The organism is Shewanella sp. SP1S2-4, from assembly GCF_031932075.1.
In the GTDB taxonomy this organism is placed as follows: Bacteria; Pseudomonadota; Gammaproteobacteria; order Enterobacterales; family Shewanellaceae; genus Shewanella; species Shewanella baltica.
Genome location: NZ_JAUOET010000001.1, coordinates 61356 through 77094, shown reverse-complemented (window position 1 = coordinate 77094; position 15739 = coordinate 61356). Strand labels below are relative to the sequence as shown.

Here is a 15739-nt window from a genome sequence, read left to right as displayed (position 1 = left end):
AATCTAAAGATAGTGAGTGTTAACAGGAAGATGAACAATGTCAATTGAGTCAGAAATAATGTCTGTGCGTCCTTTATCAAAACGAAATGGGTTAACCTTAACTTGGCTGGGCGGTTTAAGTCTGCTGCTGGGTTTGGTGCTGTTTCTGACATGGCCGGCCTTGTTTGCTGTTGGTTTGATGTTTTTTAGTTTGGGCGCGATTTCATTAATTCTCGGTTTAGCTAAGGTGTATGAGCCGGAAACGACCCTAGCATTAGATGACAAGGGGCTGACCTATTTTCATCGCCGCGGCAAAGTGTCTATCGCTTGGGATAATATTCAAAGGGTCGATATCCCGCGGGTGACCAATGGATTAGATACCATAGAGTTATCTTATTTAGGTATTAAATTAAAACACTTAAATCCTATTTTGGACAATATCTCCCTGCGCTTAGCCACCGGCTTATTAACAGAGCAGCGGCCTTTATTGGTGACTGCAGCCTCGCAAGATGAAGACTTAGCGACTTTAGAAACTTATCTCGGCGCAGAGTTTGGTCCTTTGGTGATAGAAGGGGATCGCTATCGCGGTGTATTGGCAATGTTTGGGCATCGCTGCGTGATGTTAGATACGCGTTTAGGTTATCACTTGTATATTCCCCACGACAGTTTGGACAGAGAAGCTAAGGACTTTATCAAGCTGCTTAGACAACGTATTGCACAAGCCAGTCGCTTAGCGGATTAAGCTTTACCGCAGTTATTAATACGATTGATATTTCATTTTTACGTGAAGATAATCGGTAATAAAAAAGGGGACCCTAAGGGTCCCCAATGAGTTGCAGAGATGAAGTTTGGGTTGTGCAGGGGCAACCCAAAGGTACTAGTACTGCTGTGCTACTCTGCGTGTACCTTATCTACGCCGTAGGTTTTTCCTTCAGCATGACAGGTCGCGCAAGATTCTACTGGTAGGTTAGGATCTGTCATTGCATCCGCTTCTACTACCGCACCGTTACTTCTAAAGTGAGCGACAGCTGCCGCATCAGAGTGAGCGTGACAAGTACGGCATGATTCAGCGACTGGGCTAATGTAGTAAGCACCTACTTTGATTGAGCGTTTGCCTGAAGTTAAACCACCGTCAGTTGCAAACAGTTTGGCATTGTCTTTATGACAAGCCGCACAATCTGTTTCAACAGCTGGATAACCGAACAAACCACCTTTCGCATCGCGGAAGATACCTTCTACTACACCGAAGTTACCGCTGTGGAAACGGTGAGCAACTGTGAATAGGTCTTTGTTATTGAAAGTCACTTCAGGATTAACAACTAACTTACCATCATCGCCTTTATAGCCAGTTGCACCGTGGCCAGAAGCGCCAGTGGTGTCGTTATGGCAGTGCATACATTGGTCGAAGGTGTAAGCGCCGTGTCTTGAACCTTTTGCATAATCTAAAGTGCCATGACAAGCATTACACTTAGTTTCTGCGACTGTGATACGAGTAGGATCAGTCATACGGGCTTTAGTGACTACGCTACCATCTGGGCTATAGAATTTCACTGCAGCTTCGTTACCGATAGGGCTAGTTGGACCAAACTCTAAGTTTGTAGTATTACAGCTAACCACTTTACCCGCTTTAGCACAGAAGTTGGCTTCTGAACCTACGTAGAGAGTGCCCACAGCTTGCGCATCTGGGATATCTTTAACGATAGTTAACACGCCACCAGCAAGTGTTCCACTGTCTAGCTTAATACTGATTGCAGCAGGTTTAACATCTCTCCAAGAGTACACAGTACCGTCAGTGGCCACATTACCGATCAATAGACCATTAGCGACAAACATCGCTGTTGGGTTACTGGTCGCGTTGTAGGCTTTTAACGATGTACCATCAGCAATTGGCGCACCATTTAAGGTGACATTGGCTGTTAAGGTTAAGGTTTTCATGCCTAGAGTCGCTGATGGAACTGTTGTAGCACTGGTGAAGTCAACTTTGAACAGAGATGCATACTCTGCACGTTTACCAACACTATGTACCATCGCAGGTGACAAGTTACCTGTGCCGTGGCAAGAGCTACATTGAGTATCATCTGCTTGAGCTAGGGCAAATTCAGAGTGGTTTTCACCGGTCGCAAAGTTGACTGTCATATGGCAGCCTACACAAGCTTGGGCGTAAATAGTGTTATAGCTAGGTTGGTCTGTAGTATGACAGGTCGTACATTCTTTCAGATCAGATGGGAAGCCAATTTCACTCCATTCTTTAGCGGTATTATTGCTAGTATCGAAGTTTGCTGCGTTTTCTGCGCCAGAGTGGATCCTGTGGATCATAGGTGCAAAGTCAAATATCAAACCTGCGGCTAGATCTGCATCACTTGGGATTTGATCTGGGTTATGGCAGGTCACACAATTTTTAACGCCTTGGTAGTTATGGTGGGCTGAAATATTGGCGATATGGCCATCTGCTTCACCGTGACATTTTTCACAGGCTGCGCTACTGACGGTATCTTTACCTGATGATGCAAGTTCATCAGTGGCAGGGATAAAGTCAACGGGTACAGATAAAATCTTGTCAGATAAGGCTACGCCTGCACTGTCAGTGACGTTGTAAGCACGTAGAAATATTCTGTGTACTGCATTTGGATTATCATTGGGATTAATGATTGGCGCTGCGCCATCATGTGCCCAAGTTGCAGTGTAAGTGCCTGGTGTTGCTGTATCTTCGGTTAAAGTACAAGCATTTTTAGTACCGTTAAGACCATCTAAGGTACAAGTTAGCGAAGTACCTGCGGCGTTCGCCATGGCATTGTTTTGCCATTGAATAGGGGCGCCAGTACCTGAGGTATTTTCATTTGCCGTTAAAGAATAAAGCGCAACTTTATCGAGTCCTGTAAAAGGAACATCTTTGTTAGCATTTTTTCCGGTAACAGTAAATTTAACGCTGAAGCCTTCACTGCTGGTCACTTTAATGTCAGCTGGACTTAAAGTGAAAGCCAGATCAGTAATAGATTGAGCTGTCGTTGCGAAGGATCCCGCAGGGGTTCCCGGTGTACCTGGTGTTCCGGGAGAGCCTGGTGTTCCGGGTGTACCTGGTGTGCCAGGTGCCCCATCTTGACCATCGCTTCCGTCCCCGCAGGCGGTAAGGCTTAAGGTACTGACGAGAGCCAGTGCCAGTAGAGATTTATTGTAGTTTTTCATCATCGCGTCCCTTTTTCTTTCTATAAGACTGCGTGTGCAGTGCCTCTAATATAGGAGGATTCACCTACTTATAAAGTGGTATTTGCAAGTTTGTATCTGATATGTGAACGATGATTTAACAAACGCGAATGGGAATTCTAAAATTTGCATTTTGATATTTTAAATAATGAAATTCAGCTGGAAAGCCATGATGGGCATCACAATTTATATTTTTCAACTTGGGCTTTAGTGAAGAATTCATTTTCGGTTAAGCAAAATGATTGAGGCTAAGATAGCCTAAATCTCAGTGATGGAATTGACGTTTTAAGCATTAAAGCGACGGGAAAAATAAGCGGTACTGTCGTCTGAGGATGAGGATGAGGATAAGCCTTGTTAAGAGAGAAAATATCGATGAAATTTTGCTGTTTTAAACTTCGGTATTTTACTACCTAAACCCCGTTTAACATCGACTTATCGCAATGATGTAAACAAGGTTTAGTGAATGATATATCCACGAGCTTGGCTGAGCTTATTGTCTCGTGTTAGCGTGCGGGGTCGAGCGCGGCAAGTAAGGAACGCACGACAAGCGCGCTTTGACTTTGGCTGTAGCGCCGATGAATGGCTGGTTTTTCAATAAGATAATATTGTGGCGCCATCATAGTATCGTGGAGTCGATTGAGCTCTGTATCGCTTAGGCGTTCTAAGTGTAATCCGGGCATGTGTTTTACTGTGTGCATATCAATGCTGGAACAAAAAGCCACACTCTTCATGGTGAGTAAATGGGCGTACCATTCCTCTCGGTCGATAACTTTCTCCACCGCAGGCAGTAAGATACCTTGGCGTTGGCAAAACAATTCTAAGGGGTCAATTTTACTGTTAAAACCTTTAACTTCTATAAATAGAAATGGATGGCGACAAATTTGCTCTAAGCTAATGTCAGTTTCAATTTGCCACAGAGGATGTTGTTTGGCCGCCACTATGTAAACGCCATTGACTGAGCCCAGTTTGGTGTAGCTTAATTCTTTATTTTCAGCACTTTCTAAGGTGATGCCAAAATCCAGTGCACCTGCGTGAATTAACTCTGCGCTATTCTCTTGCCATTTATGTAAACGTATTTGCCCTAGCGCTTGGGCGACGTCTGGCGTGCTTAATTGTGGCGCTAAAAAGCTCAGTAGCCCATTACAGGCAGCGATATGCAGCGGTAAATCGGCATTGATGGCTGCATTTTGTATCTGAGTTGCAGATTGTTCGAGGTGATAAACCGATTCAGTAAACTGGCAAATAGCCACATACAGGCTTTCTGCTAGCGGAGTGGGTTTTAGCCCCTGTTGACGGCGATAAAACAGTTCATCGTTAAAGGTCAGGCGTAATGCGTTGAGACAACGGCTGATTTTCGGTGCAGAAACATCCAGCGCTTTGGCGGCACTGTTTGCGTGCCCAGTGTCGAAAATACTTTTAAATACCAGCAAGGTAAAAACATCGAGTTCACAGATTTGTTTGAGTAATACGTTGCTCATTTTGTATGTTGCCCTGTATGAGTCTTAACTATTTTTTGCGGGGTTATTAAGGGCATTCTGTGGCTCTGACTCTGCTCCTTGCTATTACCCAAACCGCCGCGATTAGCCGCTAAGATTAACAGCAGTCGTGCGGATTAACTGTGATCACTCTCGGCAAAATAACAATTATTTAACCATTGTAAAGCGTGCTATTTCGCAGGCAGTTATTTGGTTGGTAAGTGGAGGGGTTTGAGTCGGGATATTAAGAAAAAATCGAGCAAATAATGAGTTGAAAAATACAAGCTCGCCTAAGTGTCGGTGAGCTTGCGAGTGTCATTTATTCGCCGTTTTAGCGAGATTCTATAACATCGTTTTGTACGTGCGATAAGTTACGATTGTCTGTTGCAGGAGTGTGGCCTATTGCATGGGAATAAATGGTTGGCGCATCTTCTTTAATCCGCATGCCGATAAATTGGCCGCCCTCAAGAATTTGCATTGAAGTACTCGCAACTTCGCCATCGACAACGCCATTACGCTGGATCACTAAACGCTCACAAATGAGTCTGCCTTTGAAGTGTCCATCAACGATAAATTCATGGCACTTTACTTCGCCTTGAATCATACCGCCTTGTTCTATGGTGATATTAGCCTCAGAAAGCAGTTGACCTTGGATATCACCGCCAACAAGTACATCGCCCGTTAATTCGATGTTCCCCGTGAGTTTAGTGCCTCGAGAAATAAAGCTAAAAGAGGGACTTTTTTTAGGGGGGAAGAACAGTTTTTTTACAAACATCATCATAAATCAACTTAATTCGAGAAGGGATTAACTGAGTTCAATAGAGGCGCGATACTAGCGTAAAACGGATGATAAGCACAGCCTTGTATGGGTTAATGCGATGGCTTTTCTGTAATTAAGTGGGTCGGGTTATTTCAATGGCCTTGCTAGGGCAGGGAGCCACACAGGCACCGCATCCGGTACAAAGTTCAAGGTCTATTTGCGGACGTGGAGCTTGGCCAATATTGAACACAAAACTGATGGCTCTAGGTTCACAGGCATCCTTACAACTTTGGCACCAGATCCCTTGAAAGGTTAAACAACTCTGTTGAATATGGGCGTGATACGACCAAGGTGTTTGGGCTAAATCGAAGATATTTTCAGGGCATGCCTTAGCGCACAGCGTACAAAATGTACACTCATTGTCCTTAAAGGACACTTCAGGAAATCCACCATCGCCTTTGTTGATGATCTGCGTTTCACATACCTCAACACAGGCTGAACAGCGCGTGCACACATCGGTGAACTCGATATCATCACGCACCCAAGGCGGCCTCAAGGCATTATCTTTACGGCGGCGAAAGAGGTTGCGACGACTGTGATTAATACTTTGAGTCATATTGCTCCTCGAACTGTTAATTATTTAAAGTGATGGGCGTATTCAAAGTGATAAAGAAAAATGGCTTGGGATATTTCCACAAGCCATTCAATTTGTTAGCCGTTATAACCATTGGGATTGGTCGATTGCCAATGCCAGCTACTGTTGGCCATATCTGCTAGCGTATGCGTTGCTTGCCAGCCGAGATCTTCCCGTGCATGGGTTGGATCGGCGTAGCAGGCGGCAATATCACCAGGGCGACGTGGCGCAATTTGGTAGGCAATGGTGTTACCACAGGCTTTTTCAAAGGCGTGAACCATGTCTAAAACACTATATCCTTGGCCTGTGCCTAAGTTATAGGTGACCAGACCTGGTTTAGTGGCCAATTTAGCCAGCGCTTTTAAATGGCCATTGGCTAAATCCACTACATGGATATAGTCACGCACACCAGTCCCATCATGAGTCGGATAATCATCACCAAACACGCTTAAGGCGGCACGTTTACCCACGGCAACCTGCGCAATAAAGGGCATTAAGTTGTTAGGGATATCGTTAGGATCTTCGCCGATTAAGCCACTGGCATGGGCGCCGACCGGATTAAAATAACGCAGACGAGCGATATTCCAGCTCGGATCGGCATTGTGTACATCTGCCAATATATGTTCAACCATCAACTTAGACTGACCATAGGGATTGGTCGCCCCAGTGGGGAAGTCTTCGGTGATAGGCAAACTGGCTGGATCGCCATATACAGTGGCCGATGAGCTGAAAACGAGATTTTTCACCTTAAACTCCGCCATAACTTGGCAGAGGATCAGGGTTCCTGTGACGTTATTCTCATAATACTTAAGGGGTTTAGCGACGGATTCACCCACAGCCTTTAATCCCGCAAAGTGAATAACCGAATCGATAGCATGATCGTTAAACACTTTCTGTAATAAGGCTTTATTGAGAATATCGCCTTGATAGAAAATGACCGATTTACCTGTGATCCGCTCGACTCGATTTAAGGCTTCTATGCTCGAATTAGACAAGTTGTCTAACACAATCACGTCATTGCCAGCATTGAGCAGTTCTACCACAGTGTGAGTGCCAATATAGCCAGCACCACCGGTCACTAAAATCGTCATTACTTCATCCCTTTTACAACTGTTTTTAAATATTGCGCAAAATCTTCACCGATTTCGCTGTGGCGCAGAGCATATTCAACGTTCGCACGCATGTAACCTTGCTTGTTACCACAGTCGTGGCTCTTACCTTCCATATAATAAGCGTTCACGGTTTCTTGCTTCATTAACATAGCAATTGCATCCGTTAATTGAATTTCATCGCCCGCGCCTGCAGGGGTTTTAGCCAGTAGTGGCCAAATGCTGGCAGGTAACACATAACGGCCTACAACGGCTAAGTTAGACGGCGCTTCATCCACGGCTGGTTTCTCAACTAATTCAACTAATGGCTCAGATTCACCAGGTTGTAAATCATGGCCATTCACATCAGCAATACCGTACTGATTGACGACGTTGTGCGGCACGCCTTCAACCATGATTTGACCCACTTGGGTTTCATCAAACAGCGCAACCATAGCGGCTAAGTTATCGCGACGCAGATCACAGCTGGCTTCATCAATGATCACATCCGGCAGCAATACTGCAAATGGTGCATCGCCGACGACTGATTTTGCACACAAAATAGCGTGGCCTAACCCTTTCGCCTGAGATTGACGCACGCTGATCACTGTCACGTCTTTAGGACAGATAGATTGTACGGCTTCGAGTAACTGACGTTTAACGCGGCGCTCGAGTTGGGCTTCTAATTCGAAACTGGTATCGAAGTGGTTTTCTATAGAGTTTTTACTGGCGTGGGTCACTAGGACAATTTCTTTGATCCCAGCAGCGATAGCTTCACTGACCACGTATTGGATCAATGGCTTATCGACAACCGGTAACATTTCCTTTGGAATCGCTTTGGTCGCAGGAAGCATACGAGTGCCTAAGCCTGCGACGGGAATAACGGCTTTACGAATTTGATGTTGTTTCATTGCGAACCTTTTAGGTCAAGGAGATGCGGTTAATGGCCAATATTGTAAATGACCTGCACAGAAAAGCTATTTACAAACACTAAAAAATTGAGGAAATCTAAGTATTTTAACGGCAAATTCAGGCATAAGTTTTAGCAAAGGTAGCACAGTGGATCTAATCCAGCATTCATGGCATGTACCAGCAGGGGGATTTTAATGACCTTGTAATATTTGCTTTACGTTTACGTCACAGTAGCGGCACAAGAATAAAGTGTGAGGGAGTTAACAAATTTAAAGCCTTAGACCACTATGGAGTCATGAGTGTTAGCCACCAAGTGAAGATTATGACGAAAGGAACAGAGTACATCGCTCACAGAGCCGATGACACTGGGTTTATCCATTACCCGCAAGAAGAGCACGATATTTGGCGTCAGCTTTACGCCCGTCAAGCCGTTAATCTCCCCGGTCGTGCCTGCAAGGAATATCTGCAAGGGCTCGATGCCTTGGGTATGCCAAAGGATCGCATTCCGCAACTTGCCGAAATTGATGCGGTATTACAAGCGACCACTAGCTGGAAAACGGCGGCGGTACCTGCGCTGATTTCCTTCGGCCGTTTTTTTGAATTACTGGCAAATAAAGAGTTTCCTGTGGCCACCTTTATTCGCCGCAAGGAAGAGTTTGATTACTTGCAAGAGCCAGATATCTTCCACGAGATTTTTGGTCACTGCCCTTTGCTCACCAATCCTTCATTTGCCAATTTCTCTCATATGTATGGCCAGTTAGGTTTACATGCCAGCAAAGAGGAAAGGGTATTTTTAGCGCGTTTGTACTGGTTTACGGTTGAGTTTGGTTTACTACAGCCTAAAGACGGCGCCTTATGTATCTATGGCGGCGGCATTTTAAGCTCGCCCGGTGAAACCTTGTATGCGATGGAAAGTGATGTGCCAGAGCGTCAACCCTTTGATTTATTAAATGTGCTGCGCACCCCATATCGGATCGACATTATGCAACCGATTTATTATGTGATTGAGCATATTGATATGCTAGATGAAATTGCCAAGATGGACATCATGGGTTATGTCACTAAGGCGCGTCAGTTAGGTTTATTTGCCCCTAAGTTTCCGCCAAAAGCCAAGGCGAGTTAGCCTCGATTAGATTGATGAGTTGACTCGTTATTTGGCTGACATCTAATTTAGCCATCTGATTGAGTGATGTGATTTAAGTTATTAATAGAAAATGAGTAAAGTGCAACTGAATATCCCTAATCAATGTTGCCAAGAGGAGTATGTATGACAGCGTTATCGAATATGAAATGTGAAGCGTGCCAAGCCGACGCACCTAAAGTGACCGATGAAGAATTGGCTGAACTTATTCGTATGATCCCCGACTGGGGAGTGCAAGTGCGTGATGGCGTAATGCAGCTTGAGCGCGTTTACAAGTTTAAAAACTTTAAACTGGCGATGGCATTCACAAATAAGCTGGCGGATTTAGCGGAAGAAGAATTCCATCATCCAGGCATTTTCACTGAATGGGGCAAAGTGACTGTCACTTGGTGGTCACACTCTATTAAGGGTCTACATAAGAATGACTTCATCATGGCAGCCAAGACAGACCAGTTATTAGTCTAATTAATTCGCCAATTTAATCAGCATCTTAATCTATTTTTCGATGCTGATTTTTTCTTCCTGTTACAATTCAACTGTAAACTAGGCTTGCCACTTTCTGTTTAACCTTCTAACGTATACGGGCTCTGCTATTTACCCTCATCGCTGACGTTTTCGTTAAGGTAACAACTTGCCTAGCAAGCGTCATTTTTGTTGTAAAGCTTAAGGCGAAAAATAGCTCTGCACGGTTTATCCCCAAAATTCGAATCAAAAAAGGGAATATCAGTCATTATGCGCTTGGAAGTCAGCTGTCAGGATCGTGTTGGTTTAGCCAAAGATATCTTAGTCGTGTTAGAGCGTTATGGTATTAATTTAATTGCCATTGATGCCAGTAACCAAGGATTCCTGTACTTACAATTTGCCGAAATCAGTTTTGAAACCTTAAGTGCCTTGATGCCGCAGATCCGCAAAGTGGAAAGTGTCCACGATGTGCGTACGGTGTCGTTTATGCCCTCAGAGCAAGAACATTACGCCCTTAAAACCTTGCTCAAAACCTTACCTGACTCCGTTTTCTCCATTGATGCCAAAGCGCGTATCCGTATCGTTAACGAGTCCGCCTTGCTCAATATCGGTATGGGTGAGCATGAAGTGCTCGAAGAGTCGCTCAATCATTGGGTGCAAGGTTTTAACTTCAGCCGCTGGTTGAGCGAAAGCCAAGTCTTACCGCAAGCGGCGAGGGTACAAATTGGTCCAAACGAATATCTAGCCGAAATGCTGCCGATTTACCTACCCGATGAGGATGAAAAAACCATCTTAGTTGGCGCTGTGGTGTCGCTAAAATCCCCCGCGCGGGTTGGAAAACAATTTAACGCGCTGCAGAATCAAACTACTGGCTTTGAAAATGTATTAGCCAGCAGCGACAAAATGAAGGAAGTGCTTAAGCAAGCGCGGCGGATGGCCCAGCTCGATGCGCCTTTATTGATCACAGGTGAAACGGGTACTGGTAAAGAATTAATGGCCAGAGCCAGCCACGATGCCAGCATGCGCCGCGAGAAACCCTTCATCGCCATCAACTGCGCCGCTCTGCCCGACAGCGCCGCCGAAGAAGAACTATTCGGTTATGTCAGTCAGGGCAAAGTCGTTAAACGGGGTTTCTTTGAAGAAGCCAAGGGCGGCACAGTATTTCTCGATGAAGTGGCTGAGATGTCTAAGGCCGCCCAAGTTAAGCTGCTTCGGCTATTGCAAGATGGTACCTTTAGACGCATAGGCGGCGATGAAGAAGTCCGCGCCGATGTGCGGATCATTTGCTCAACCCAGAAGAATTTAGCCGAACTGTGTCAAACCGGTGAGTTTAGGGAAGATTTGTACTATCGCATCCATGTGCTGAGTTATCACATACCGTCACTGCGCGAGCGTAAAGTCGATATCATTCCTCTGACGGAAATGTTCCTCGAACATTACAGCCAACAGTTGTCTAGCCCAGTGCGGCGGATTTCGGCCCAGTGCCGTGATCATTTGCTCACCTACGCTTGGCCAGGTAACGTACGCCAATTAAAGAACGCAGTATTTAGAGCTGTGTCTATGTGGGATGGTTCGGCCGAGTTGACGGTAGAACAATTAAAACTGCCGTCCTACGCCGAAGGTTTTGGTTACTTTGACAATGAGTTTGAAGGCAATCTCGACGATGCAATGAAGCAGTTTGAAGCGAGTCTGTTGCGTCGGTTATATCCAGCCTATCCGAGTACTCGGCAGTTAGCGAAAAAGCTCGGGGTGTCGCACACCGCTATTGCCAATAAGCTGCGTGAGTACAAGATAGCCAAGCGTCGTTAAGCCGAGTATTGCTAGCTTGACGCGATAGATGTAACAGTATCGTTCCACTTAGTTGCCGACTTTTCAGGCATATTGCTTACCGAGATATTGATAAGCGGCAACTAGGTTATAAACGTAATGATTAGTTTACGAAATGTGAAATAATTGACCTAAATGTGATTTGGGTCACGCTATAGGAATCTGCGCCAGCTTCGGGTATTTCTACGCGCAACAAATACGTTAAAGCAAGCAAAAGGGCGTGCCTCTGTTGGCGCGGAGTGCGTAACGTGTGCGCCCTTAATGAGTCAAAGAGTCCGATTAAAATCGCCGAATATAAGCTGAATGACGCCGCGCGTTTTCCAGCACAATAAAATTGTACGCCTAGCCTTAGAAGCACTGGAGCCAATATGAAACTTGCAAGTTATAACAATGGTCGCCGCGATGGTCAGTTGATGTTAGTTAGCCGCGATCTCACTAAAACGGTTGCCGTTCCTGCTATTGCCCACACTATGCAGCAATTACTCGACGGTTGGGATTTACTGAAACCGCAATTGCAAGAATTGTACGACGCGTTAAATGAAGGCATGTTAGATAACGCGCAAGCGTTTGACGAAGCTAAGTGTTTGTCGCCACTACCGCGTGCCTACCAATGGGCCGATGGCAGCGCTTATGTGAATCACGTTGAGCTAGTCCGTAAGGCTCGCGGCGCAGAAATGCCTGAAACCTTCTGGACAGATCCGCTGTTCTATCAAGGTGGTTCAGACAGTTTTATTGCCCCTAAAGCCGATATTCCACTGGCGAGTGAAGACTGGGGTATCGATTTCGAATCTGAAATCGCGATCATTACCGATGATGTGCCTATGGGCGTGAGCAGCGACAATGCGGCTAAGCATATTAAATTGTTGATGTTAGTGAACGATGTATCACTGCGTAACTTAATCCCTGGTGAGTTGGCGAAAGGCTTTGGTTTCTTCCAATCTAAGCCATCGAGCAGTTTTTCACCTGTGGCAGTGACGCCGGATGAACTGGGCGCACGTTGGGAAGATTCTAAAGTGCATTTACCGTTGATCACTCATTTAAACGGTGAATTATTCGGTCGTCCAAATGCGGGCATCGATATGACATTTAATTTCAGCCAGTTAGTTTCGCATGTTGCGAAAACCCGTCCATTGGGCGCTGGCGCGATTATTGGCTCTGGTACTATTTCTAACTATGACCGTAGCGCAGGCTCTAGCTGTTTAGCGGAAAAACGTATGTTAGAAGTGATTGCTGAAGGCAAAGCTACTACGCCATTTATGCGTTTTGGCGATACTGTGCGCATCGAAATGCTCGATGACAACGATGTAACGATTTTCGGTTCTATCGATCAAAAAGTGGTTGAATACAAAGCCTAAGGCTTTCCCTTAAAGGGCTACATCGACTCAAACTAACGGGGCTTAATTGCCCCGTTTTTATACTGACTTTTATAAGGATATGAAAATATGAAACTTTATGGTTATTGGCGCTCAAGCGCGGCGTACCGAGTTCGCATCGCTCTCAATCTTAAGGGGATTTCAGCCGAGCAGTTGTCAGTGCATCTTGTACGTGATGGCGGCGAGCAGCATAAAGCGGCTTATACTGCACTAAATCCGCTCGAGTTAGTGCCAACCTTAACGTTGGATGATGAGTTAGATATGGATGCTTTGTCGCAATCCTTAGCCATTATTGAATATCTCGATGAAATACATCCACAAACCCCATTATTGCCTGCATCGGCTCTTGAACGTGCCCATGTGCGCGCCATGGCGCTCACGGTAGCCTGTGAAATTCATCCATTAAACAACTTGCGGGTATTGCAGTATTTAACCCAAACCTTAGGGGTCGATGAAGCGGCTAAAAATACTTGGTATCACCACTGGGTTGCGAGTGGTTTTGCAGCCTTAGAAACATTGTTGGTTAGGCACAGTGGTCGTTATTGCTTTGGAGATACAGTGACATTAGCCGACTTATGTTTAGTGCCGCAGGTGTATAACGCCCAGCGTTTTAATGTGGATTTAACGCCTTATCCCAATATCATGCGCGTGTGGGCTGAGTGTAATCAGCTTGAAGCCTTTGCCGATGCGGCCCCAGAGCGTCAAGCGGATGCGGTGTAACGAATCGTACTGATGAAGCGTTTACAAATAGAAAGAATGGATGATGAGGCTTGCTTTGCAAGTCTTATCTTAGTGATGGGGTTTTAATGCTTTTCAGTAAAAAATGTCCGTATTGCAAAGGTAAACTCGGCGCTAAGGATGTGCCGATTAAGGAAGGACGCTGCTGCCATTGTGATAAGCCGATACTGTACAAACTCAATGTAATTAAATGGATGCTACTGTTCATGCCCATCTTTACTGTTAGCGTTAATTTGCTAGACAAAGATGTCTATGGGTTTTGGATTTGTTTTGCGGTTATGGCACCTATTTATAGTCTCGTTTATTTACTCTGTCATGGGGTCGTAAAGTGCTCAGAAACCGATGGCGAAGTGGAGTAAGCCGAATGTTATTCCCGTGCTTATATCTGACATTGAAGCGGACAATTATGTTAAGAGTAATGTTATGAATGATGCAGTGAGTGAAGTAGAACTAAAGCATCAATTACTCGAATGGATAGCTCAAGACTGCGAGCGGGTGAGGGCGCTTGAACTCGCGCTTCAATGCGCCAGAATACACTCAATGCCGCAGTGGTGCCTTGCGGCGGGATTTGTCCGTAATCTAGTCTGGGATCGCTTGCACGGATTTGAGTTGAGTCCACTGAACGATATCGATCTGATCTATTTTTGCCCGTTAGATATCAGTCCCGAGCGGGATCTGGCAATTGAAACCTATCTCAATCAGCTTGCCCCTGAGTTACCTTGGTCGGTGAAGAATCAGGCGCGCATGCATGTTCGAAATCAAGACATGGCTTACACATCTTGTGTTGATGCGATGGCCTATTGGCCAGAGCTTGAAACCGCAATCGGGGTAAGCTATCAAGCTGTCGATACAGAATCTGATGATCAGACTCAGACTTGTGTTGGGATGAAAAATCATCCCGCGTCTTATGATATTGAGCTGGTGGCTCCCTTTGGGCTGAACTCCTTGTTTGCACTCAAACTGAGTGCTAATCCAAAGCGGGCATTACCCGTGTTTGAATACAGAGTCGCGACTAAGGGTTGGCTCACTCGGTATCCTTTGCTTGAATGTTGCCGCACAAGCTGATTTTCTCATTCACCTACTTTATCTCTCATTCACCCACGTTATCTCTCATTCACTCCTAAACCGACTCAAGCATCTGACTCAATTCGTCCCATCAATTTGAACTTAATGGCCAAATCCCCCTCAGCTAAGTGCTTTTTGTTGTTACTTAAATGTTTATTTTACTAATATTCTCTACCTCTTGCTGTAGTCATTAGTGATGACTAATAAAGAACTTAGCTCACAGAAAACAAAGGTGTACTGTCGATAAATGTTTGAATTTCGTGATTCAGCTCCCATGTGCAGTACCTAGAAATGAGTATTGCTCATTCACTTTGATTTGGATCAATAAAGTGGTCGCGCTTCTCTGGCAGTGTAAGCGTCAATTGTTAAGGATGTAATTTAAAACAAAAACCTATGTTGTACATATGGAGTATGATGATGAATAAAAACACTGTTTCTACACTGATCGCTGCCACCCTTTTAGCTGCTGGTTTTTCTGCTTCTGTATCGGCTCACCAAGCAGGTGACATTATCGTTCGTGCGGGTGCTGTTGTTGTCGCGCCAAACGAATCAAGTGCCAACGTTTTAACTTTGGGTGAGTTTTCAGTCGATAATAATACCCAATTAGGCTTAAACTTTGGTTACATGTTGACAGATAACTTCGGGATTGAGTTATTAGCGGCAACCCCTTTTAGCCATACCGTTTCTTTGCCTGCAGATGGTGTCGGTGAGATTGCTGAAACTAAGCAACTGCCGCCAACGCTAGTGGCGCAGTACTATTTCGGTAATTCTCAATCTGTTATTCGTCCTTATATTGGTGTAGGTGTTAACTACACTAACTTTTATGACAATGATTTTAATGCCCATGGTAAGTCTCTAGGATTAAGTGATTTAAGTATGAGTACTTCTTGGGGCTTAGCTGCACAAGTAGGTTTGGATTATCAAGTGAACAAGAATTGGTTGGTGAACGCATCTGTGTGGTACGCAAAAATTAGTACAGATGTTAAGTTCACTGCCGGAGGTGCGCAACAACAATTCGAAACCGATATTGACCCATGGGTTTATATGGTCAGCGTAGGTTACACTTTCTAATCTACGGATCAGA

The 15739-nt window shown here is 45.0% G+C and carries 15 protein-coding genes; 9 read left to right on the top strand and 6 right to left on the bottom strand.

Features of this window, described 5'->3' with window-relative positions:
* The first annotated feature begins 37 nt into the window (after positions 1-37).
* The gene (locus Q4Q52_RS00335; protein ID WP_311989569.1) at positions 38-721 is read left to right on the top strand and encodes a DUF2982 domain-containing protein; all 684 of its coding nucleotides are present in this window, start codon (positions 38-40) and stop codon (positions 719-721) included.
* A 149-nt stretch (positions 722-870) separates the two neighbouring features.
* Here the strand turns inward: Q4Q52_RS00335 and Q4Q52_RS00330 are convergent, their stop codons facing one another.
* The 6 genes from Q4Q52_RS00330 to galU form a co-directional block, all read right to left on the bottom strand.
* Positions 871-3165: an OmcA/MtrC family decaheme c-type cytochrome gene (locus Q4Q52_RS00330; protein WP_311989568.1), complete on the bottom strand. Its 2295-nt coding sequence runs from the start codon at positions 3163-3165 to the stop codon at positions 871-873.
* Between the two features lie 518 nt (positions 3166-3683).
* Complete coding sequence (locus Q4Q52_RS00325) at positions 3684-4658, bottom strand: LysR family transcriptional regulator (RefSeq protein WP_311989567.1); 975 nt, start codon at positions 4656-4658, stop codon at positions 3684-3686.
* Between the two features lie 328 nt (positions 4659-4986).
* Positions 4987-5436: a polymer-forming cytoskeletal protein gene (locus Q4Q52_RS00320; protein WP_311989566.1), complete on the bottom strand. Its 450-nt coding sequence runs from the start codon at positions 5434-5436 to the stop codon at positions 4987-4989.
* Between the two features lie 112 nt (positions 5437-5548).
* Positions 5549-6031: a ferredoxin-type protein NapF gene (napF, locus tag Q4Q52_RS00315; protein ID WP_311989565.1), complete on the bottom strand. Its 483-nt coding sequence runs from the start codon at positions 6029-6031 to the stop codon at positions 5549-5551.
* A gap of 95 nt (positions 6032-6126) precedes the next feature.
* Positions 6127-7140: a UDP-glucose 4-epimerase GalE gene (gene galE / locus Q4Q52_RS00310; protein WP_259516329.1), complete on the bottom strand. Its 1014-nt coding sequence runs from the start codon at positions 7138-7140 to the stop codon at positions 6127-6129.
* Positions 7140-8048: a UTP--glucose-1-phosphate uridylyltransferase GalU gene (galU, locus tag Q4Q52_RS00305; protein WP_006081012.1), complete on the bottom strand. Its 909-nt coding sequence runs from the start codon at positions 8046-8048 to the stop codon at positions 7140-7142. Before galU ends, galE begins: the two co-directional genes overlap by 1 nt.
* A 323-nt stretch (positions 8049-8371) precedes the next feature.
* Here galU and phhA point away from each other — a divergent pair, with 323 nt between their 5' ends.
* The 8 genes from phhA to ompW all read left to right on the top strand — a co-directional run bounded on the left by phhA (position 8372) and on the right by ompW (position 15726).
* Positions 8372-9172, top strand: a complete 801-nt coding sequence (gene phhA / locus Q4Q52_RS00300; RefSeq protein WP_311989564.1) for a phenylalanine 4-monooxygenase — start codon at positions 8372-8374, stop codon at positions 9170-9172.
* A 144-nt stretch (positions 9173-9316) separates the two neighbouring features.
* Complete coding sequence (locus Q4Q52_RS00295) at positions 9317-9655, top strand: 4a-hydroxytetrahydrobiopterin dehydratase (RefSeq protein WP_006081014.1); 339 nt, start codon at positions 9317-9319, stop codon at positions 9653-9655.
* Between the two features lie 267 nt (positions 9656-9922).
* Positions 9923-11461, top strand: a complete 1539-nt coding sequence (tyrR, locus tag Q4Q52_RS00290) for a transcriptional regulator TyrR (protein WP_006085271.1) — start codon at positions 9923-9925, stop codon at positions 11459-11461.
* Between the two features lie 386 nt (positions 11462-11847).
* Complete coding sequence (locus tag Q4Q52_RS00285; protein WP_006081016.1) at positions 11848-12834, top strand: fumarylacetoacetate hydrolase family protein; 987 nt, start codon at positions 11848-11850, stop codon at positions 12832-12834.
* 87 nt (positions 12835-12921) lie between these two features.
* Positions 12922-13572, top strand: a complete 651-nt coding sequence (gene maiA, locus Q4Q52_RS00280; protein WP_311989563.1) for a maleylacetoacetate isomerase — start codon at positions 12922-12924, stop codon at positions 13570-13572.
* Positions 13573-13658: 86 nt separating this feature from the next.
* Positions 13659-13949, top strand: a complete 291-nt coding sequence (locus Q4Q52_RS00275; RefSeq protein WP_311989562.1) for a hypothetical protein — start codon at positions 13659-13661, stop codon at positions 13947-13949.
* Between the two features lie 64 nt (positions 13950-14013).
* Positions 14014-14655, top strand: a complete 642-nt coding sequence (locus Q4Q52_RS00270) for a nucleotidyltransferase family protein (RefSeq protein WP_311989561.1) — start codon at positions 14014-14016, stop codon at positions 14653-14655.
* Positions 14656-15072: 417 nt separating this feature from the next.
* On the top strand, positions 15073-15726 hold the full coding sequence (ompW, locus tag Q4Q52_RS00265) for an outer membrane protein OmpW (protein ID WP_107946981.1): 654 nt from the start codon (positions 15073-15075) through the stop codon (positions 15724-15726).
* The last annotated feature ends 13 nt before the right edge of the window (positions 15727-15739 follow it).

Coding starts and splice junctions, on each gene's coding strand:
- Q4Q52_RS00335 (WP_311989569.1), top strand. CDS start 38: ATGTCAATTGAGTCAGAAATAATGTCTGTGCGTCCTTTATCAAAACGA.
- Q4Q52_RS00330 (WP_311989568.1), bottom strand. CDS start 3,165: ATGATGAAAAACTACAATAAATCTCTACTGGCACTGGCTCTCGTCAGT.
- Q4Q52_RS00325 (WP_311989567.1), bottom strand. CDS start 4,658: ATGAGCAACGTATTACTCAAACAAATCTGTGAACTCGATGTTTTTACC.
- Q4Q52_RS00320 (WP_311989566.1), bottom strand. CDS start 5,436: ATGATGATGTTTGTAAAAAAACTGTTCTTCCCCCCTAAAAAAAGTCCC.
- napF (WP_311989565.1), bottom strand. CDS start 6,031: ATGACTCAAAGTATTAATCACAGTCGTCGCAACCTCTTTCGCCGCCGT.
- galE (WP_259516329.1), bottom strand. CDS start 7,140: ATGACGATTTTAGTGACCGGTGGTGCTGGCTATATTGGCACTCACACT.
- galU (WP_006081012.1), bottom strand. CDS start 8,048: ATGAAACAACATCAAATTCGTAAAGCCGTTATTCCCGTCGCAGGCTTA.
- phhA (WP_311989564.1), top strand. CDS start 8,372: ATGACGAAAGGAACAGAGTACATCGCTCACAGAGCCGATGACACTGGG.
- Q4Q52_RS00295 (WP_006081014.1), top strand. CDS start 9,317: ATGACAGCGTTATCGAATATGAAATGTGAAGCGTGCCAAGCCGACGCA.
- tyrR (WP_006085271.1), top strand. CDS start 9,923: ATGCGCTTGGAAGTCAGCTGTCAGGATCGTGTTGGTTTAGCCAAAGAT.
- Q4Q52_RS00285 (WP_006081016.1), top strand. CDS start 11,848: ATGAAACTTGCAAGTTATAACAATGGTCGCCGCGATGGTCAGTTGATG.
- maiA (WP_311989563.1), top strand. CDS start 12,922: ATGAAACTTTATGGTTATTGGCGCTCAAGCGCGGCGTACCGAGTTCGC.
- Q4Q52_RS00275 (WP_311989562.1), top strand. CDS start 13,659: ATGCTTTTCAGTAAAAAATGTCCGTATTGCAAAGGTAAACTCGGCGCT.
- Q4Q52_RS00270 (WP_311989561.1), top strand. CDS start 14,014: ATGAATGATGCAGTGAGTGAAGTAGAACTAAAGCATCAATTACTCGAA.
- ompW (WP_107946981.1), top strand. CDS start 15,073: ATGAATAAAAACACTGTTTCTACACTGATCGCTGCCACCCTTTTAGCT.